Origin of the sequence: Pseudomonas sp. Lb2C2, assembly GCF_052112205.1 — a bacterium.
Classification (GTDB): Bacteria; Pseudomonadota; Gammaproteobacteria; order Pseudomonadales; family Pseudomonadaceae; genus Aquipseudomonas; species Aquipseudomonas kilonensis.
In genome coordinates this window covers 360,050-379,686 of sequence record NZ_JAUTYW010000001.1, presented here as the reverse complement: position 1 = coordinate 379,686, position 19,637 = coordinate 360,050, and the positions used below count along the sequence as shown (strand labels likewise).

Here is a 19,637-nt window from a genome sequence, read left to right as displayed (position 1 = left end):
AGCGCCGCGCGAGTCCTCTTCGAATTTCTCCACTCGTTCGCTGATGTCACTGGCAAACTTCACAATCTTGCACAACTTGCCTTCAGCGTCGTAGACCGGGTTGTAGCTGGCTTCCAGCCAGACGACTTTGCCGTTTTTGCCAAGACGCTTGAATTGCCCGCTGAAAAACTCACCCGCATTGAGACGCCGCCAGAAATCACTGTACTCCGAGCTACCGACCAGGCTTGGTTCGCAAAACATCCGGTGATGCTTGCCCTTGAGCTCTGCCAACGTGTAATTCATGACGTTCATGAAGTTGTCGTTGGCGGTCAGGATGTTACCGCCCAGGTCGAACTCGATCACCGCCATGGCACGGTCGAGTGCCGACAGCTTGCCTCGTATTTCTGCCTCATTGGCAACCTTGGCAGTGACATCGAGCGCGTACTTGACCACCTTCACAACGCGGCCTTGCTCGTCCACTACCGGGTTATAGCTGGCTTCCAGCCACACGTTCTGCCCTTGCGCGCTGCGGCGCTGAAACGTGCCGGAGACGAATTGACCGGCGCGCAACTGGTTCCAGAACTCACGGTACTCGGCGCTGCCCACCAGCGCAGGCGTGCAGAAATCCCGATGGGACAGGCTGGCCAATTGCTCCGCACGGTAACCCATCGTGCCGAGGAAATTCTCGTTCGCCCGAAGGACCTTGCCATCGGGGCTGAACTCGATAACAGCCATCGACCGCTCCAAGGCGCCGACCAGTCCTTTGTAGGTTGCCAATTCGGCCGTCCTAGCCGTCAGTTCATTTTTTAGTGTTGTATTAAACATGACGTACCCTCGGTGAACCCTGAAAGTAAGCGGACCTTCTATTCATATCGGCTCGCTGGCTGGAGGCTGAACAGTACGGCGTAATTATGTTTTGGCGCCAAAACTCACCGAATCCATCAACCAGGTTCTAAAGGCCTGCACTTTTGGGGTGTCGGCTGTTTCATGCGGGCTCACGAAATAAAAGCCGAGGTCAGATTTCAAGCGCAGATCGAAGGGGGCAACCAATCGCCCCGCCTTCAGGTCATCCTCGACATAGGTTGAACGCCCGATGCACACCCCCAGACCGTCAACGGCGGCCTGAACAGCCATCATGGCCAGGTCGAATGTCAGCCGGCTGCCTTCGGCCAGTTTTTTCGGTTGGCCGGCGGCACTCAACCAGGCACTCCAGTCGTCGCGGGTCACCCCACTGACCTGCAACAAGGTGTGCCGGGCCAGATCGCGCGGATTCTCCAAGGCTGTCGGACCTTGCAGCAGCCTGGGGCTGCACACCGGAAAGATCTCATCGACCATCAGCCAGTCGGCCCGCAAGCCCTTCCAGTCCCCGGAACCGTAACGAATGGCCGCATCGACGCCGCCCTTACGAAAATCCACCCGTTCGGTGGAGGCCGTAACGCGCACGTCAATGTTGGGAAACGCCTGCTGGAAGGACGCCAGTCGCGGCAACAACCATTTGGAGGCAAAGGAAACCAGGGTACTGATCGTCAAGACGCTGTTATTGCGGCTCTCCAGCAACGTCTGCGTGCAATAGCGCAACTCATGGAACGCCGCGCGAACGCCTGGAAAATAGGCATGGCCTTCGTCTGTCAGGACCAGGCCGTCCTTGAGGCGCAAGAACAGGCGCACGCCCAGCTCTTCTTCGAGCCGGCGAATTTGATGACTGATGGCTGTTTGAGTGACGTTCAGCTCTAGCGCAGCTTTAGTAAAACTCATGTTCCGAGCGGCCGACTCGAATGCTTTCAGGCCATTTAGGGAAGGGATTCGTGTGGCCATGGGGTTTGGCTTGCTCATGAGATTTTGTCATACGCTAGCACTGAAGATGTCCTTTGAAAATGTTCCGGCCCTCGCGGATTCTGGCGGCACGTCCCCCGACCTTGAGGAAACCATGAAACTGTACTTCGCCCCCATGACCTGCTCATTGTCCCCGCACATCGTGCTGCGGGAATTGGGCCTGCCCTTTGAATTGATCCGGGTCGACAACCAGACCAAGCGAACCGCCGAAGGGCTCGATTTCCTGACCATCAACCCCAAGGGCTACGTGGCAGCCTTGGTGCTGGATAACGGGGATGTCCTGACCGAGGGGCCCGCCATCATCCAGTACCTGGCCGACCTGGTTCCCGCAAACACGCTGGCGCCGGCCAATGGCAGCTGGGAGCGGGTTCGCCTGCAAGAATGGTTGAACTTCATCACCTCGGAGATTCACAGCGGATGTGCGCCGCTGTTCAACGCCGATATTGCAGAGCCGACCAAGGCCATCTTCAGGGCAAAACTGTTCAGGCGCCTGGATTACCTCAGCCAGGCCCTTGAACAACAGGATTACCTGATGGGCACCTTTGGCCTGGCCGACGGCTATTTGTTTACCGTCCTGAACTGGCTGCCGTTGTTCAATATCCAGATCGAGGACTGGCCGACGCTGGCGGCGTTCATGGCGCGAATAGCCGCACGCCCCAGCGTCCGGGCGGCCATGGCTGCGGAGGCGATCTGACCCACCGCTATCGAGAGCAAGCTCGCTCCCACAGGTGTCCGGGGTGATTGTGAGATTCGAGATACACCCGGATCCCTTGTGGGAGCGAGCTTGCTCGCGATAGCGGCGGTACAGCCACGCCAGGCCCCAACACTTGCGCACTTGTGCTAAAAAGCACCGTCATCGTTCTGAGTTCCGGTCATGGCCCTTGCTTCACCTCCCGATCTGACGGACACGACGCATCTTGTTCAACCGCTTTCCCGCACCTACCCAACCGGGATGTTGATCGCGCCTCATCATCATGAATGGGGCCAGCTTCTCTACGCGCAAAGTGGCCTCATGTGGGTCGATACGCCCGGTGCTGCACTGCTGGTACCGCCGCAGCGCGCGGTATGGTTGCCGCCGCGGGTCACACACGGGATCCGAGTGGTTTCGCCCTTGGAAATGCGCAACCTCTATTTGCGCGCAGAACTGGCCATGAGCGTGGGGCGTGAACTGGAGGTGCTCGAGGTCAGCAAACTGCTGCGCGAGCTGATCATCCGGCGAGTGGCACTGGGTAACCGTCCTGATCCTGCGTTGCGTGATGCCTTGGACAACCTGCTGGTGCTGGAACTTCGCGAGCAGCGCTCGGCAGTGCTCAAAGTGCCTATGCCTACCGACGGGGATCGGCGCTTGCGCAACTTGTGCGAGACAGTGCTCGATGTCCCCGGCCTGGCCATGTCCTTTGAGCAACACGCCGAATCAGTGGGGGCCAGCACCCGCACTCTGGCCCGGTTGTTCCATGCCGAGCTTGGCCTGACGTTCACCGAGTGGCGACGCCAAGTGCAGTTGGCCCACGCCGTCGCCGCACTCCTGGAAGGTGACTCGGTGGGCACGATAGCGGCGCGGTTGGGCTATACGCTGAGCAGTTTCAGCGAGATGTTCCGCCGTTCCCTGGGCGTTGCACCGTCGGCGTATAAAAACGCGATGGCATCGAGGGGATTTGTCCGATAGACGAAACTCTCTGGCGGGCTCGCTATCGGCCCGAACGCTATCCTCGATGCACATTTCGTCGAGGAGTATTGCAGCTTGAAAGCCCTACAGTTTTCCGCCACCGGCAGCCTGGACCACCTCTGCCTCGTTGACTTGCCGCCCCCCGTCCCGGGCCCCGACGAGGTCCTCATCCGGGTCAAGGCGGCTGGGCTCAACCCCAGTGATGTTAAAAATGTCGAGGGTCGCTTTCCCTATACCACCTTGCCGCGCGTGCCCGGTCGTGATTTCGCCGGGGTGGTCGAGCAAGGCCCGGCACACCTGCTCGGCAAAGCGGTCTGGGGAACCGGCAAGGGCCCAGGTTTCCTGCGTGACGGCTCCCATGCGCAGTACCTCACGGTTCCGGCAAGTGGCGTGGCCCTGAAACCCGAGCGTTTGTCCTTCGTCCAAGCCGCGGCTATCGGTGTGCCTTTTACCACCGCCTACGATGCCGTTGAACGATCTCACGTGCAGCGCGACACGACGTTTTTGGTGATTGGCGCCAATGGCGCGGTAGGCAGCGCAGCGCTGGCCCTGGCGAAGGCCCGCGGGGCCCGTGTGCTTGCGGCGGTACGGCGACCGGAGCGGGTCGCCGAGTTGCAAGCCAAAGGCTACGACGTCATCGTGACCAGTTCGCCCGGCAGCCTTGCAGAGCAGGTAAACGCGGTATTTCCGGGAGGGGCGCAGGTCATCTTCGACACCACCGGCTTCTGGCTGCAAGAGGCGGTATCGGCATTGGCCAACTTCGGTCGAATCGCGATCATTGCTGCCCCGCCAGATGGGATGGTGCACTTCCCCGCCCTGGCGCTCTATCGCAAAGGCGGCATCTTGATCGGGGTGAACTCACTGCTCTATGACAATACCGATTGCGCCCGGATGCTTGAAGAATTTGGCAAGCACTTCGAGGCAGGCGTCATCGACGCTCCCACGGATATCCTTGAAATTCCCCTGGTGGATGGCAAAGCCCAGTACGCGCTGATCGCCAAGGGCAGCAGTGCAAAAGCCGTACTGGTGCCCTGATCCAGAACGGTCCAGTTTATTCGCTCAAGGCCTGGCTGAAGGATGTATCGATAATCCCGGCAGTGGCCAGCGGTGCCGGCAGCGCCTTGACGTTGTACAGGAAGTCCGCCGTGCTTTGCAGGTCGGCGGCAGCCTGTTGGTCCACCGGGCCGACACTCATGTGTGCCTGGCGCAACCAATGACGCGAGACGCTCTGGTCGAGGTTGGCCTTTTTCGCCCACAGGTCCGCGTACTGGTCGGTGTGGTTGTCGACCCAGGCGCGGGCTTGTTTCACACGCCCGAGGAAGTCGGCGATGGCTTCGCGCTTACTGTCGATGGCCGGCGTCGAAGCGGCAATGGCGCTGAGGCCGGGCATGAGGTTTTTCGCCGTCAGGATCGGCCGGGCACCGGAGAACAGGATCTGTTGCGAGATGTAGGGCTCCCACACCGGAAACGCATCGATGCTGCCCTGGGGCAAGGCCGCCGCCGCGTCGATCGGCATCAGCTTGATGAATGCCACATGGTTCTCCGGCAGGCCAGCCTGTTCCAGGGCGCGCAAGGTCAGTTGCTGGCTCCAGGCGCCCGGCCAATAGGCGACCTTCTTGCCCTTGAGGTCGGCGATGGTCTTGACCGGTGAGTCCTTGGGCACCAGCAGCGCGATAGTGTCCGGGTTCTGTCGCGAGACACCGATCAATTTCACCGGTGCCTGTTTGGCAGCCAGGAACAGAAAACCCGAATCACCGAGAAAACCCAGGTCCAGGTCGCCGGTACTCAGCGCCTCGGCCAAGGGCGCTGCGGCCTGGAAGTGTTTCCAGTCGACTTGGTAAGGTGCGCCCTCAAGCACACCCGAAGCCTCCACCGAAGCCCGTACGTTGTAATAGTTCTGGTCACCGACGTGCAGTACCAACGGCTCGCTGGCCTGGGCCAAAGGGGAGGCGAACAATGTGCTGAGGAACAGACGGCGCAGGGATCGGGCGAACTTCATGAAGACATTCCTGAGTGAATTTCATAGAACATAACGCCCCTGGAATTCACATTAGAAATTCTTTTAACGCATAAGCTCATAGTCACAAGCCGCCAGTGTCCTAGGCGCAACAGGGCTGCAACAGACTGTTGGCTGGGCAACATCTCCCTGAAGCTTTCACTTTGTGGCAGCGCCCGCAGACCGCCCTTTCGCCGGCTATGACACAGAGCCTGCAATAACGATGGATATTGGGCTTACAGGCCTCATCGCGAGCAAGCTCGCTCCCACATTCAATCTCCATTGAATAAAAAATTCATATCCGGCAAAGAACCACTGTGGGAGCGAGCTTGCTCGCAATGACGGCGGCAAGCCCAACCTCAGCCAATCAGATTCGCATACACCGGCCGGTCGATATTCCCACCGGACAGAATCACCGCCACCCTTTTCCCCCGCATCGTTTCACGCTCCTGCATCAGCGCTGCCAAGGCGGCAGCGCCGGCACCTTCGGCGAGGTTGTGGGTGTCGGTGTAATACGCCCGCATGGCCCCGGCAATTTCAGCGTCGCTGACCGCTACGATTCGCGCCGCCGCGGCCCCGTAGATGGCAAAGGCCTCGGGAACGGGTCTGCGCACGGCCAGGCCGTCGGCAAAGGTATTCGCCGAATCGGTCTCGCATAGCCTGCCCGTTTCAAACGACAACTTCGCCGCGATGGCCTCGGTGGACACCACGCCCACCACGTGGGTCTTCAGGCCCAAGGCATCGCGGGCGGCGATGACCGCGCAGATCCCCGAGCCACAGCCTATCGGCACATAGACGGTGTCCAGGTCCGGCACCGCGTTGAACAGCTCAAGCCCATAGGTCGCCACGCCCTTGACCAACTCGGGATGGAACGGCGGCACCAGGAAGAGGCCATGCGCTTGGGCCAGGCGCGCGGCCTCTTCACGGGCCTCATCGAAATCGCGGCCATATTCGACCACCTCACCGCCAAAACCGCGCATGGCGTTGTTCTTCTCCACCGAGTTACCTTGCGGCACGACGATCAACGCTTTCAAACCCAATGCGCTGGCTGCCAGCGCCAGGCTCTGGCCATGGTTGCCGCGAGTTGCCGTGACGATGCCTTTTGCCTCTGGGTGCTCGCGCTTGAGCCAGCGCACGAAGGTCAGGCCGCCGCGTACCTTGAAGGCCCCCGTCGGGGTGTGATTCTCGTGCTTGACCCACACCGTGCAACCCAGCCGTTCAGCCAACAAGGGCCAGGCGTACTGGGCGGTGGCGGGCATGACTTCGTATAAGTGGCGGGCAGCTTGTTCGATATCGTCGCGAGTCAGTGTGTGCATGATGGGCCTCCGGGTTTTGCCCAGTCTAATCAGGGCACCACCGGCGGGCTTTCAGAAAACTGACCTGACTTTCTGGCCCTCTCTTCACTACTATGCTGGTCATGAACCCTCGAAACCGCCAACTGCCGCCTCAGTCCGAACCGGTCCGTCGTATCGAGGCTGGGCCGTGGGCGATCGAATTGCTGCCCGGCTGCGCCTACGCCACCCGCTATGTCGCGACCCAGTCGGCGATCGGCTTCGCCTTCGACAGCCAGCGCGGCCTGCACGCCATCGGCAGCGACCGCGTGCAACCCTTCGAGGCGATCCCCAACGGCCTGGCTTTCGTCCCCGCCGAATGCGACGTGTTCTCCGAATCCCCCAGGGGCGGTGAATACCTGCGGGTCGTGCGCACCGACGGCACGGCGTTGCCGGGGGAACAGGCGTTCAACAACCGTATTGACCCGCAGGCCATCACCCTCGCCCTGAGAATGCGCAGCGCATTGCTGCGTGCCACCGCAGAGGATGACTGGGAAGCCTGGACGCTCGGATTGGCTGAACGGGTGAAGGCGCACAAGACGTTTTCGGCCCCCGTACAAGGGTCCATCACCGGCGGGCGAATGCGCCTGCTCGACGAGTTCATCGACGCCGGTCTCGACGGTCCGCTGGGGGTCAAGGAAATGGCCGGCCTGCTTGGCTTGTCCGAAGGGTATTTCATGCGGGCATTCAAGTATGCCACCGGCAAAAGCCCACACAGCTACCTGATCGACCGGCGCCTGGCCAAGGCACGGGCGCTGATGCGCGATTCAACCGCCCGCCTGACCGATATCGCCCACACCTGCGGCTTCAACTCCCAGGCGCACATGACCACGCTGTTCAAGCAACGCCTTGGCGTCAGTCCGGCGCAGTTGCGCGGGTATTCGAGGCCCTGAGCGAACTGGACAAGCGGCTGATGCGGGCCATCTGAGGTCCGAAGTGGCACCCCAAATCAAATTGCCATCAGATGGCCTTGCAAAAACACCCGGGCCGTCTAGATTCAAACCTGTCTCCAACCACATCAGCAACCACACCTGACAGCCCTTCGGGCGAGAGCGTCTATTGGCCTAAAACACACACTTGGCGTTGCTTTCAATTACTGACACGGAATCTGTCAATAACAACAAGAGGGATGCTTGATGAAGCATGGCCGTGGGTATCGTTTGCTCTCGCAAAAAGGAGCAGCCGGACATTTCTGGCTGTCGTTGGTTTGCTTTTCAGCCCTGGTGATCGCCAGCTTCCTGCTGTTCGAACAACAGATCCAGGACTTCCTGACCCATCTCAACCTGTACCAACCCTCGACGCCCGCGCAGAAACTCTACCTGGCGTTGTTGCTGGTCGCCCTGCTGGCGCTGGACGTGGTGCTGCCGGTGCCGTCGAGCATGGTGGCGTTGCTGGCCGTGGCCATGCTCGGCAGCGTGGGGGGTTACCTGGCGATTTTCGTCGGTCTGTGCCTGGGCGCCGGGCTGGGCTATGCCCTGGGAGCCGGCTATTTGCGTCTGTTGTCCGGTCGCCTCGGCCTGCATCAGCGCCAGCCAGGGCAACTGGCGTACCGGTTGGGCACGCTGTCGTTGATCTGCCTGCGCGGGGTCCCGGTATTGGCGGAAACTTCGGTCGTTGCCGCCGGTATGCAACGCTACCCACTGCGCGCGTTCATCCTGGTCACCACCCTGGCCAATGCTGGCCTGGCATTGGCCTACAGCGCCATTGGCACCTTTCTCGTCGAACAGAACGCGCTGTTGGTAACCCTGCTCGCCAGCATGGTATTGCCCGGGTTGTTCATCGCCGGGTACAGCCTGTTCAAGAGCCTTCGCCGCAGCGACGCGGAGCAACCGTTGCACGGGCGCTTCAAGGTCAGCTACGACTACCCGGTGGTGTTCACCGATCATGTGTTCGATCCGCTCAATCCCTGCCTGCACCGCCAGCTCATGGCCGGCCACAGGGGCCCGGTCACGGTATTGATATTCGCCGATGAACAACTGCTGCACAGCGCCCCGCACCTGCTGGAACAGATCAACGCCTACTTCGCCAACCATTTTCCGGACCTGCACCTGCAGGCGCCGCCGATCGCGGTCCCGGCCGGCGAGTCGAGCAAGGATTCGCAGGTGTTGCAGCGGCTGTACACCGACATGCTGAAACATGGCTTGGACCGGCATTGCCATGTGCTGGCCCTCGGTGGCGGCGCGGTGCTGGATGCAGTGGGCTACGCCTGCGCCACCTTCCACCGCGGCATTCGCCTGATTCGCATCCCAAGCACCGTGCTCGCCCAGAACGACGCCGGCATCGGTGTGAAAAACGGCATCAACGCCTTCGGCCAGAAGAACCTGCTCGGCGCTTTCTATCCCGCCACCGCAGTCATCAATGACTTTCAATTGCTGACCAGCCTGACCCGGCGCGACCAGATCGCCGGGCTGGCCGAGGCGGTCAAAGTGGCGCTGATCAAGGACCAGGCGTTTTTCCAGTGGATGGAGCAACAGGCCGACGCCCTCGCCCACTTCGAACATGGGGCCAGCCGCTATGCGATCCGTCGCTGCGCCGAATTGCACCTGGCGCACATTACCGGTGCTGGCGACCCGTTCGAACGCGGTAACGGGCGGCCCTTGGACTACGGGCACTGGGCCGCCCACAAACTGGAAAATCTCAGTCAGCACCGACTGCGCCATGGTGAAGCCGTCGCAGTGGGCATGGCCCTGGATGGGCTTTATGCCAATGCCCTGGGGTTGTTGAGCGACAGCGACACCGAACGGGTGCTGAACTTGCTGCTCAGGCTCGGCTTCTGCCTGAACCCGCCGGAGCTGACCTTTAAAGATGCACTGGGCCGCTCGCAGGTTTTGCTGGGGCTGGAGGAGTTCCGCCAGCATCTGGGTGGGCAACTCTCCATCCCCATGCTCAGCCGGATCGGCGAGTCGGTGGACTTGCATGAAATCGATACCGCGCGAATGGAGCAGGCGCTGCAGCGGCTGTCCACCCAGGTCGAGCTTGCGCTGCCCCTGAACGAGCGCTGTGCGCAATGAACCAGACGGCGCCGAACCTCAAGACCTGGCTGACCCTCGGCCGTGTGTCCAACCTGCCCACGGTGTGGACCAACACCTTGGCCGCCGCGCTGCTCGCCAGCAGCGCCGGGGCCCTGGCGCCGCCGTCTTCCCTGGTGTGGCTCCTGCTGCTGGCGGCACTGTCGCTGCTGTACCTGGCCGGCATGCTGTTGAACGACCTGTTGGACGCCGACTGGGACCAGCAACACCACAACCCCCGCCCCATTACCCTGGGCCTGGTCAGCCGCCAGCAAGTGCGGCTGGCCACCGCGTTGTTGCTGCTGCTGGCCGCGGCCTCGCTGCTGGGCCTGAGCCGGCTGATCGAGCAGCCGCACTGGCTACTGGGCAGCGCCACCCTGTTGGTGGGCTGCATCCTCGGTTACAACCTGCTGCACAAGAAATACGCCCACAGCGTCTGGCTGATGGGTGCCTGCCGCTCGGCGCTCTACCTCACCGCAGCGGCCAGTCTGGCGCTGCCACCGGGACCGATCTGGCTCTGCGCCATTTTGCTCGGTGTCTACATCAGCGGCCTGACCTACCTGGCTCGCCAGGAACACCGCAACCAACTGATCAGCCGCCTCCCCCTGCTCCTGATGCTGAGCCCACTGGCCTTGGCGATCTATGCAGGCAGCGCCTGGTTCTGGCCGGTGCTGCTGTTATGGCTTGGCTGGTTGGGCTGGCATTACTGGCACAACCTGGCCAACCCTCGGCAACGGCAGGTCCGCGCCTTTATCGGCGCTGGCCTGGCAGCCCTGCCGCTGTTCGATGCCCTGGTGCTGGCCGTGGCTAACCAGCCCTTGGGCAGCCTGTTATGTGTCCTGGTGTTTTTCCTGCTTCCTCATTTCCAACGCTGGATCAAGCCCACATGAACACGGACGTTACTGCACCGGCATCGGCGGCCCTCGACATGCGCCACGACTGCCTGAACGAACAACGGCAAAATTTCATTCGTCAGCTCGAAGAAACCGAGCGGCAATGGTGGCGTCAGGCACAGGAGCACCTTGCCCAACACCCGGACGCCAATACCTCGGCGCTCTTGAGCAGCCAGTGCAAGCGCCACCTCAAGGAGCGAGCACTGCCCGATATCATCGGCTGGAGTAACGTCCAAATGGCGCGGGCGTTGCTGCTGGCCCAGGTGCTGGAGCAGCAGCCCGCCGCAGGGCAAGTCGCCCTGCTGCACCAATTGTTCCAGTGGGGCGACGACCAGGAAAAGGTCGCCACCTTGAAGGCCCTCGATTGGCTCGATAGCCGCGGGGCGTGCGTGGAGCTTGCACGCCAGGCCGGGCGCACCAGCAACAGCCAGGTGTTCGCCGCCCTCGCCCTGGACACCGCCTACCCGTCGCGTCACTACAACGAACAGGCCTTCAACCAACTGGTGTTGAAAGCGCTGGGCATGGGCCTTGATGTGCGACGCCTGATCGGCCTGGCGCAACGACACAGCGTCACCCTCAACCAGTTGGCCCTCGACCTGCTGGACGAACAACTCGCCGCCGAACGCACGGTGTCCGCCGGACTGCCCCATGTCATTGCCTTCGCCCTGCTGAGCCCGGCGCAACATCAGCGCCTGGCCGGCCTGGGCCAGCAACGACGCTTGCCGGCGCAATGGCACGAGCACCTGGGCGGCGTTTCGCCGAACTGATGCCCCACCGTCCCCCGCTTTTTTTTGACGAGGATTCACCATGCTCAAGTACTTTGACCCGCATATCCACATGGTCAGCCGCACCACCGATGATTACCAGAACATGGCGGCCGCCGGCATCACCGGGGTGATCGAGCCGGCTTTCTGGCAAGGCCAGGCCAGGACCAGCGTCGGCAGCTTCATCGACTACTTCGACACGTTGTTGGGCTGGGAGCGTTTTCGCGCCAGCATGTTTGGCATCCATCACTTCTGCACCATTGGCCTGAACCCCAAGGAGGCCAATGACCTGTCGGTGGCCAATGAGGTGCTGGAGATTCTGCCGCGCTACCTGGTGAAAGACGGCGTGGTGGCGGTGGGTGAAATCGGTTACGACGACATCACCCCGGAAGAGGATCGCTTTCTCGCCGCGCAATTGGAGCTGGCCAAGCAATTCAATCTGCCGGTGCTGGTGCACACCCCGCACCGCGACAAGATTGGTGGCACCAAACGCACGCTCGCCGTCATCCGCGAGGTCGGCATCGCCGAACACCTGGTGATCATTGACCACCTCAACGAACTGACCCTGCCCCTGGTGCTGGACAGCGACTGCTGGCGCGGCCACTCCATCTACCCCAACACCAAGATGTCGGAACAGCGCATGGTCGCGCTGCTACAGCAGTACGGCACGGAAAAAATGGTGGTCAACAGCGCCGCCGACTGGGGCATCAGCGACCCGCTCAAGGTGCCCAAGACCGGCCAGGCAATGCTGGCTGCCGGCTTCAGTGAAGCCCAGGTCGAACAAGTACTGTTCCACAACCCGGTGGACTTTTTTGCCCAGAGCGGCCAGTTGGACAAAGCCCTGGTCAGCACGCCCCTGCCCATCGATCAGCGACGGCAGTGGCAGGACAACTCCGCCCTTCGCGGCCAGGAACCGGTGATCAAATGAGTGCCCGCACGGGTTGGACGGCCAGGCAGATCGGCTATTGCAGCAACGTTCACCCGACCCATGACCTGGGCGGGCTGCGCGCATCCATCGAACGGCATTTCCAGACCGTACGCACACTGCGCGGGCTCGACACGCAGGACAGTGGATTGTGGATCAGCGCCCTCGCCGCCGCCGAACTCCAACACGCGCCGACCCGTGCGGATTTCCTCGACCTGCTGCAACGCAGCGGGCTACGCCTGACCTCGCTCAATGGGTTTCCCTACGGCCAATTTCACCAAGGCGCGGTGAAAGCCGACGTCTACCTGCCCAACTGGGCCGATCCGCAGCGGTTGGCATACAGCCTGGACCTGGCTCGGTTTCTTGCCCTGGCCCTGCCCGCGGACTGTGCCCAGGGGGTGATCTCCAGCCTGCCGCTGGGCTATGCCGCCCACTGGAGCCCGACGCTACAGCAACGTGCCGAGCAACAACTGCGCGAGCTCACCGCCGGGCTGGCCCGGCTGCAACGGGAGACGGGCAAGAAGATCGTGGTCTGCCTGGAGATGGAGCCCGATTGCGTGCTGGAAAACACCGACCAGGCCATCGCCTTCTTCCGCCACTGGCAAGCCACGGACCCGCACCATGAACACCTGGCGCTGTGCTTTGACGTTTGCCACCAGGCCGTGATGTTCGAAGACTGCTATCAATCACTGGACCGATTGCGTCAGGCCCAGGTCCCCATTGGCAAGATCCAGTTATCCAATGCGCTGATTTGTCGCCTGCCTGAGGACGAGCACCGGCGCGAACAGGTGCTCAAGACATTGAGCGGTTTTGCCGAACCCACCTACCTGCATCAAGTGAAGGCCCGCCCTGGGCAGGACCGGTTATCGGCCTGGGCCGACCTCCCCGCGGCCCTGGATGATTATGAGCAGAACCGCGCCTCTCATCCCGAACTGAGGATTCACTTCCACATTCCGCTGTTCAGCGAGCACCTGCTGCTGCCCGAACTCAGCGGCAGCCAGCTTGCCCTGTCGCAGACGTTCGATTTTTTGGCCGACCATGGGGATTTTAGCCCCGTACTGGAAGTGGAAACCTACAGCTGGGGCGTCCTGCCCAGTCAGCTACGCCCCACGACCGAGCACGCCCAACTCCAGGGCATCGCGGCGGAGTTGCATTGGGTCGAAGATCAGTTGCAGCAGCGCCGCTTGCTGCAACCTCAAGCGCTGGAGGCCCATGCCCATGCGCTCTGATCCTGCGCGCCAGCCGCTGCTGCTGATCAACGTGGTCGGCCTGACGCCCGCGCTGCTGGGTGCCGCGACGCCCTGCATCAATGCCCTGTTGAAAACGGCCAAGATGGCCACGCTGCAACCGGTGTTCCCGGCGGTCACCTCAACCGTGCAGGCCTCGATCCTCACCGGACAGCCACCGTCGGCGCATGGCATCGTCGGCAACGGCTGGTATTTTCGCGATCAGGCCGAAGTGCGTTTCTGGCTGCAACCCAATGCACTGATCCAGGGGGAAAAGGTCTGGCAGACACTCAAGCGTCAGTACCCCGGGTTTCGCTGCAGCCAGTTGTTCTGGTGGTACAACATGTATGCCGACGTGGACGCCGCCATTACCCCACGGCCGCATTACCCGGCTGATGGTCGCAAGATGTTCGGCCTGTATTCGGCGCCGGCCTCGTTGCATGAGCGTATCGAACAGCAGATTGGCGAGTTTCCCTTTCCGAGCTTCTGGGGACCGGCGGCCGGCATCGCCTCGAGCCGCTGGATCGTCGATTGCGCCATCGCCGAATTCCAGCTCAACCGCCCCGACCTGCAATTGATCTACTTGCCCCACCTCGACTACAGCCTGCAACGCCTGGGGCCCGATCATCCGTCGATTGCCGACGAGGTACGCGCCATCGACAGTGAAGTCGGGCGTCTGCTGGACTTTGCCCAAGCGCAAGGCGCGGCGGTGATGCTGCTGTCCGAATACGGGATCGAAGCCGTCACCCAATCCGTTTCCATCAACCGGTTGTTACGTGCCGAGGGCTTGTTGCAGGTACGCCAATCGCTGACCTGGGAATTGCTTGATCCCGGTGCCAGTGCAGCGTTTGCCGTGGCCGATCATCAGGTCGCGCACATCTACGTGAAGCAAGCGCGCGACATCCCCCGCGTCAAGGCGCTGTTGCAACGCCAGGCCGGCATCGAGCAGGTGCTGGATAAAACCGAACAACAGGCCTGGCAACTGGATCATCCCCGCAGCGGCGAGCTGGTGGCCGTGGCCGCCGCCGGTTACTGGTTCGATTACTACTACTGGTTCGACGAGCGCAAGGCTCCCGACTTTGCCCGCACCGTGGACATCCATCGCAAGCCAGGCTACGACCCACTCGAGCTGTTCATCGACCCGGCCATTCGCTTCCCGAAATTGAAAGTGGCGCGCCGCCTGCTCCAGAAAAAGCTCGGCTTTCGCTACTACATGGACCTGATTCCGCTGGACACCCGCCTGATCCGCGGCAGCCATGGCCGGCTGCCCGCGAACGAGAAGACCGGCCCGCTGCTCATCACCAATTGTGATCTGTCGTTGCCACAGCACCTTGCGGCCACGGCGGTGAAGCAACTGCTCCTGGAACACTTCCAGGGGCGCCCTCATGCCGATACGGCGAATGCCAAGGAGCTTCCATGCGGCGAGCCATTTCCATAACCGTTCTCAGTGCCCTGGCCGGTTTGGCCCAGGCACAGAACATCAACAACTTCGACTGCAGCAACTTCCTGCAGTTTGGAGCCGACATCAACCAGACTCGGACCGCGTTTGCCCAGAGTCCCGAGACCATGGCCTGGAACTGGTTCGTCTGCTTGAACCAACCCAGCACCGCACAAAGCAGCAATCTTGTGTGGGAGATGATGAAGCCCTCGGATCAGGTCTACCTGCCCAACGGCGCTCCACCGGGCGCCTATGACAGCTCCGCGCCGCTCCCAGCCGCGGTGGTGACGCAAGCCAAGGCACAAGGCATGGACCTGTCCCGATCCTTCCATAACATCAATGCCACCCAGCAGGTCGATGGCCTGATCCTGCAAATGGGCGGTGCCGTGCCCGACACCCAACAGGGCAACCCCGTACGCTTTCAGCTACTGATGGGCAAGGATACGTTCGATTACATCGTGCAGAAGCAGGTCTACAACGTGAATGGCCAGGCCGCCCTGGCCAACGACCTGAACTTCCCCCCCACCGCCTGGGAGTTGAAAGCCGCATGGCTGTGGATCGGCACAGACACGACCTACCGACAAACCCTGGTGAACGACGGCTACTACATTGCCCAGGCCTACTACCAGCAGGACGACGGTACTTACCAGGTCGGCTATGTGGCATTGAGCGGTCTGCATGTGGTCAACAAACTGAACTCCGACTGGGTCTGGACCACCTTCGAAAACATCAACAACAGTAAATACACCGTCACCAATGCCGCCCCGCCTGCGCCGATGACCAACACCACGGGGCCGACTCCGGCCGCCAAGCCGGTCAATGCCAGCTTCCAGGCCAATAACCGGAGCTTGTCGAAGTACGAATTGATCGGGGTCGAGTTCCAACCCATCACCCAGGTACTGGCCAACTCGCAACTGGAGTCGGCGTTCCAGAACACCTCGTCCTGCCTGGCCTGCCACAGCACTGCCGCTTACTCGAACGACGACGGCTATTTCAATTTCGCCCTGAACCAAGGGGGCGGCATTGTTTACCCGACAGCCCCGCTGCCAGCCTCAGACTTCGATGGCTACAAAAAACTGGACTTTGTCTGGTCGCTGAAACGCGCCCAGTGGCAACGCTAAGGAGCATGACATGAGCGTATTGAATTTCCCCCGTATCTACCTCAACGGCCATATGTTCTGGAACCCACCAACGGCCAACAACAACGACGTGTATCCGCTGTATGACGCGGTCAACGCGGACATCAACTGGCCGTTCATGAGCCACTTCGACATCAACGCCAAGAACGCCCCCACCCAGTTGATGCCCTGGGCCATCAAGCCCCTGACAATGGCAGAGCTGCCGGCCTATATGCTGCAGGTACCGACCAATGCCAACCCGGATACCTACCCGTACATGCCCGCCGAATGGGATCTGTTTGGCGACAATGCCTGCGGCACGGTGAGCTACAAAGGTACTCGCTCAACGATCATTGGCGGCGAGCTGCAGGCCGACACCTACATCACCGAGGATGCGCTGGTTGGCCGGGACTACCAATTGCTCGGCAATCCCTTTGGCAGTAACGCCCCGACAGCCGCGCGTTTCGTGGACGTCAGTCCGTGGCAGAACACCTTCACCGCGTTGTATTTCGACAAGCTGATGCTGGGGGATGCCACGTGTGGCCTGACCCTCAATCGCCAGCATCGGATGATGGATCGATTCCTGAATTTCAATTGGGCCAGCACCTTCCATGGCCTGGTGTATGTCACCACCACCTGGCAGTCCTGCTTTCCCCAGGAGAACCTGGAATGGGTCATCGGCGATTCGGCGCTGCTGAGTAACCTCCAGCAGCAGATGAAGCTGCAAGGGGCAAAAGGCCTGATGTTCAGGTTCTCCACCTACCTGACCTGCTACGACAGGAACGGTGTGTTCAACGACTTCCCGTACGTCAACACCCGTTCCAATGCCCCCTCGGACACGGCTCGTCTGCAAGCGATGTATCAGAAGGGTCTGGACAACGTCTCCGGCATTTTCTTCAACCCCGCCTACAGCCGCACCGCCGCGACCCTGGGCCTCTGGTTCGCCGATGAATACCCCACCGCCCCTGCCGGCCGGCGCCTGGTGCCCGCGCAGGCCGTATCTGTTGTTCAACCAAGTGGGACTCCCCAAAACGCCACACTGGGCGTGACTTCGGTGCAGATTACCGGCAACACCCTGTCGCTGGATCTGGCCAACACGTTCCCGTTCTATCCGGTAGAGCCCAATGCTCCCATCCTGACCGCCGAAAAGTTCCAGGCCGGCGACTATCAACTGGGTGTACGCGAGGGTGATCAATTCACGCCGGTCGTGGACTTCGGTTTCGACCGGTATAACCAGGCAGCCTTCGACAAACGCTCCGGCCTTCAGGACTTCCCCCTCAGCGGCGACGACCTGACGAAACTACAGTCCGGTCATCCACTGGAGCTGCGACTCAAGGCCACGGCCGCCCCGACACCGGTGATCGCCGCCACCCAGCAAACCTGGACCGCCGAAGTGGTGGAGAGCGGCAGTTTCATCGACGTGGGCGACCACAAGACACTGACCATCATGGTGCAGAAAAATGGTCAGCCGGCGGCCAATACCACGCTGTGGGTGGCGGAATATGGCAACCCCTACATGGTGACCACCAGCGACTACTACCTGGCCTCCAGCAACGCGGCCAATTTCACGCTGTTCTTCGACCACCCACACAACCCCAACCAGAACAAGGCCAATCTGCCGAATTTCAATAACGCACCGCCCGTACAAAACTATCTGGCCAAAGGCAGCGGTCGCCGACTGACCGCGCTGCAGAATACGGATCTGCCCAGTGGAGACCCGATCGGTTATCAGCAATTCCTGCAGGGCGACGGCAAACCGGTCACGATCGACTTGCACCCTTGCCTGGCATTCGATGCCGGCGTCTACGCCACCGGAACCCTGATCGACGACGTCCACGCCACTCCGGTGGATTACTCCTATGTAACGACTACGACCGACGCCAACGGCATCGCCCAGGTGAGCTTCAGGGCTGTCGCCCCGGGCTTCCCGACCTTGCGTTTTTTCGTCAAGGACGGCGACAGCGATCCGGTCATTCCCTTCAGCTTTCCCCTGCCCCAGGCCTACATCGACTTCCTCACGCCGCTCCGTGTCCTGCCCTTGGACCTGCAGCTGCAACAGGACTTCATCAACTACTGGAACACCGTCTACAAGGATCAGAACGCCGCGACGCAGCTGTGGGAGGGTTTCCTCTACCCACGCATCCTGCAGACCTTCTATTACCTGTACCCCATCATGAACAAGTACATGCCGCTCAACTCCCAGGCGCGCGTCGAAGGCGCCATCGACCAGTTGATTGTGCTGATCAGCAAGCCCTACCAGGAGGAAAGCACGCTCTCGATGCCTATCACCCGTGACATGTCCCAGAGCCGCCGCGCGGTATTGGAGCTGTGGGCCAAGAAACTGGTGAAGCGCAACTATCCGCCACAACAACTCAAGATGAGCGATTACGACAACCTCTGAGCTTGTGTGGGAGCTGAGCTTGCTCGCGATGAAGGCACCTCGGTCTTTCGAATGACCGCGTTATCGTTCATCGCGAGCAAGCTTTGCTCCCACAGGCTCGCACCCAGTGTCACTCGGTACTTTTCAAAGGAATGACCTATGAAAACCAGTATCTTGAACCGGTTATTGCTGTTGATCCTGCTGTTCAGCCCGCCTCTGTTCGCCCAGGACAGCGGTGCCGTGTACTTCACCATGGGCGTGCACAACACCGAGGGCTGCAACGAACAGAACGGCAACTGCATCGCCAAACGCCTCCCAGGCGAGCCTTCCGATCCGTTTTTCCCGGCATTCTGGATCAGCGACTGGACCATGTACCGGGTGATGCACAACTACGAAAAAAACCCGCCGCCCTACAGCAATCCGCCCTCCACCCTGACCCCGGCGGACTACACCGTCTCCCGAGGAACCAGCTACTACGACACGGCCTATATCCCGGCCGATGGCGACGGTTTCGGTGCGATGATGGAGCACTATGAGAAGTACTGCCTGCCGATCTTCCCGATCAAGAACAACAACTACACCTGCTCCTTCGTGTCCCTGGGCAACAAGGCCTACTTCCTGACCTACCCACAGGATCGCCCCAAGGACATGCCGGCCTGCTGCATGTTTTCGCCGATGAATCATCCGCCGCGGCAAGACTTCATCCAGCACCTGCCCTACAGCGCCGAGCGCAGCCAAAACCTCGATGCCAGCGTGCAGGCCTACGCGCTGGACCTACAATCGCCGCAGGGGCCGATCCTGTTCGGCTATGCCTTCTACAAAAAGATGTCGGGACAACCGCCCTACCGGCAGCCCCAGTCGTTCTTTTTCTCCGGTGACACCAGCGTCGCCAATGCCCCTATCGTCAGCCAGAACTACACCAACTTCCGCATCGCCAAACCGGACCCGGCCCAGACCTGGGCGCAGGTGGCCGCGATGTGCCCGGCGAATCCACCGCCGTGCCAACTGTTCGAGCCACCGGCTTCACAGGGCAACGGGCAAAAGGCGCAGTGGAACAAGCTCATGCAGCGCAAACCCTGA

16 protein-coding genes and 1 pseudogene are annotated in these 19,637 nt (G+C 61.2%); 13 read left to right on the top strand and 4 right to left on the bottom strand.

All coding sequences use genetic code 11. The annotated features are described in order from the left end of the window. Nucleotides 1-36: 36 nt before the first annotated feature. Together Q7F16_RS01605 and Q7F16_RS01600 are read right to left on the bottom strand one after the other, a co-directional pair. Nucleotides 37-714 (bottom strand): annotated as a pseudogene (locus Q7F16_RS01605) (PAS domain-containing protein); the annotation flags it as partial. Nucleotides 715-888: 174 nt separating this feature from the next. Beyond that, nucleotides 889-1,794: a transcriptional regulator GcvA gene (locus tag Q7F16_RS01600; RefSeq protein WP_409555612.1), complete on the bottom strand. Its 906-nt coding sequence runs from the start codon at nt 1,792-1,794 to the stop codon at nt 889-891. A gap of 112 nt (nt 1,795-1,906) precedes the next feature. Between Q7F16_RS01600 and gstA the strand changes: the two genes are divergently transcribed. The 3 genes from gstA to Q7F16_RS01585 all read left to right on the top strand — a co-directional run bounded on the left by gstA (nt 1,907) and on the right by Q7F16_RS01585 (nt 4,513). After that, nucleotides 1,907-2,506 carry a glutathione transferase GstA gene (gene gstA, locus Q7F16_RS01595; protein ID WP_409555469.1) on the top strand — a complete coding sequence of 200 codons (600 nt, stop codon included), beginning with the start codon at nt 1,907-1,909 and terminating at the stop codon, nt 2,504-2,506. A gap of 180 nt (nt 2,507-2,686) precedes the next feature. Then, entirely contained in the window at nt 2,687-3,478 is a 792-nt protein-coding gene (locus Q7F16_RS01590; RefSeq protein WP_409555468.1) for an AraC family transcriptional regulator, read from the top strand. Between the two features lie 75 nt (nt 3,479-3,553). After that, a complete protein-coding gene (locus Q7F16_RS01585) occupies nt 3,554-4,513 on the top strand; it encodes a quinone oxidoreductase family protein (RefSeq protein WP_409555467.1) in 960 nt (319 codons plus the stop codon). A gap of 16 nt (nt 4,514-4,529) precedes the next feature. Here Q7F16_RS01585 and Q7F16_RS01580 read toward each other — a convergent pair whose 3' ends face one another. Further along, nucleotides 4,530-5,477 (bottom strand): ABC transporter substrate-binding protein, encoded by a 948-nt coding sequence (locus tag Q7F16_RS01580; RefSeq protein ID WP_409555466.1) that lies wholly within the window; start codon nt 5,475-5,477, stop codon nt 4,530-4,532. Between the two features lie 356 nt (nt 5,478-5,833). Further along, complete coding sequence (locus Q7F16_RS01575) at nt 5,834-6,790, bottom strand: threonine dehydratase (RefSeq protein WP_079301844.1); 957 nt, start codon at nt 6,788-6,790, stop codon at nt 5,834-5,836. 92 nt (nt 6,791-6,882) lie between these two features. Here Q7F16_RS01575 and Q7F16_RS01570 point away from each other — a divergent pair, with 92 nt between their 5' ends. From Q7F16_RS01570 to Q7F16_RS01525, 10 genes are all read left to right on the top strand, one after another. Continuing rightward, nucleotides 6,883-7,698, top strand: coding sequence for a helix-turn-helix transcriptional regulator (locus Q7F16_RS01570; protein ID WP_046062207.1), 816 nt, complete (start codon nt 6,883-6,885; stop codon nt 7,696-7,698). Between the two features lie 243 nt (nt 7,699-7,941). Next, nucleotides 7,942-9,816, top strand: a complete 1,875-nt coding sequence (locus Q7F16_RS01565; protein ID WP_046062206.1) for a 3-dehydroquinate synthase — start codon at nt 7,942-7,944, stop codon at nt 9,814-9,816. Continuing rightward, nucleotides 9,813-10,703: a UbiA family prenyltransferase gene (locus Q7F16_RS01560; RefSeq protein ID WP_046062205.1), complete on the top strand. Its 891-nt coding sequence runs from the start codon at nt 9,813-9,815 to the stop codon at nt 10,701-10,703. Before Q7F16_RS01565 ends, Q7F16_RS01560 begins: the two co-directional genes overlap by 4 nt. Continuing rightward, nucleotides 10,700-11,473: an EboA domain-containing protein gene (locus Q7F16_RS01555; protein WP_095974638.1), complete on the top strand. Its 774-nt coding sequence runs from the start codon at nt 10,700-10,702 to the stop codon at nt 11,471-11,473. The genes Q7F16_RS01560 and Q7F16_RS01555 overlap by 4 nt, the downstream gene beginning before the upstream one ends. Nucleotides 11,474-11,513: 40 nt before the next feature. After that, nucleotides 11,514-12,398, top strand: a complete 885-nt coding sequence (locus Q7F16_RS01550; protein WP_018603866.1) for a TatD family hydrolase — start codon at nt 11,514-11,516, stop codon at nt 12,396-12,398. Then, a complete protein-coding gene (gene eboE / locus Q7F16_RS01545; RefSeq protein WP_046062203.1) occupies nt 12,395-13,624 on the top strand; it encodes a metabolite traffic protein EboE in 1,230 nt (409 codons plus the stop codon). Before Q7F16_RS01550 ends, eboE begins: the two co-directional genes overlap by 4 nt. After that, nucleotides 13,614-15,059: an alkaline phosphatase family protein gene (locus tag Q7F16_RS01540; RefSeq protein ID WP_046062202.1), complete on the top strand. Its 1,446-nt coding sequence runs from the start codon at nt 13,614-13,616 to the stop codon at nt 15,057-15,059. Before eboE ends, Q7F16_RS01540 begins: the two co-directional genes overlap by 11 nt. Then, nucleotides 15,038-16,180, top strand: a complete 1,143-nt coding sequence (locus Q7F16_RS01535; RefSeq protein WP_046062201.1) for a hypothetical protein — start codon at nt 15,038-15,040, stop codon at nt 16,178-16,180. The genes Q7F16_RS01540 and Q7F16_RS01535 overlap by 22 nt, the downstream gene beginning before the upstream one ends. A 10-nt stretch (nt 16,181-16,190) precedes the next feature. Continuing rightward, on the top strand, nt 16,191-18,578 hold the full coding sequence (locus tag Q7F16_RS01530; RefSeq protein ID WP_046062200.1) for a hypothetical protein: 2,388 nt from the start codon (nt 16,191-16,193) through the stop codon (nt 18,576-18,578). 138 nt (nt 18,579-18,716) lie between these two features. Further along, the gene (locus tag Q7F16_RS01525) at nt 18,717-19,637 is read left to right on the top strand and encodes a hypothetical protein (RefSeq protein ID WP_046062199.1); all 921 of its coding nucleotides are present in this window, start codon (nt 18,717-18,719) and stop codon (nt 19,635-19,637) included.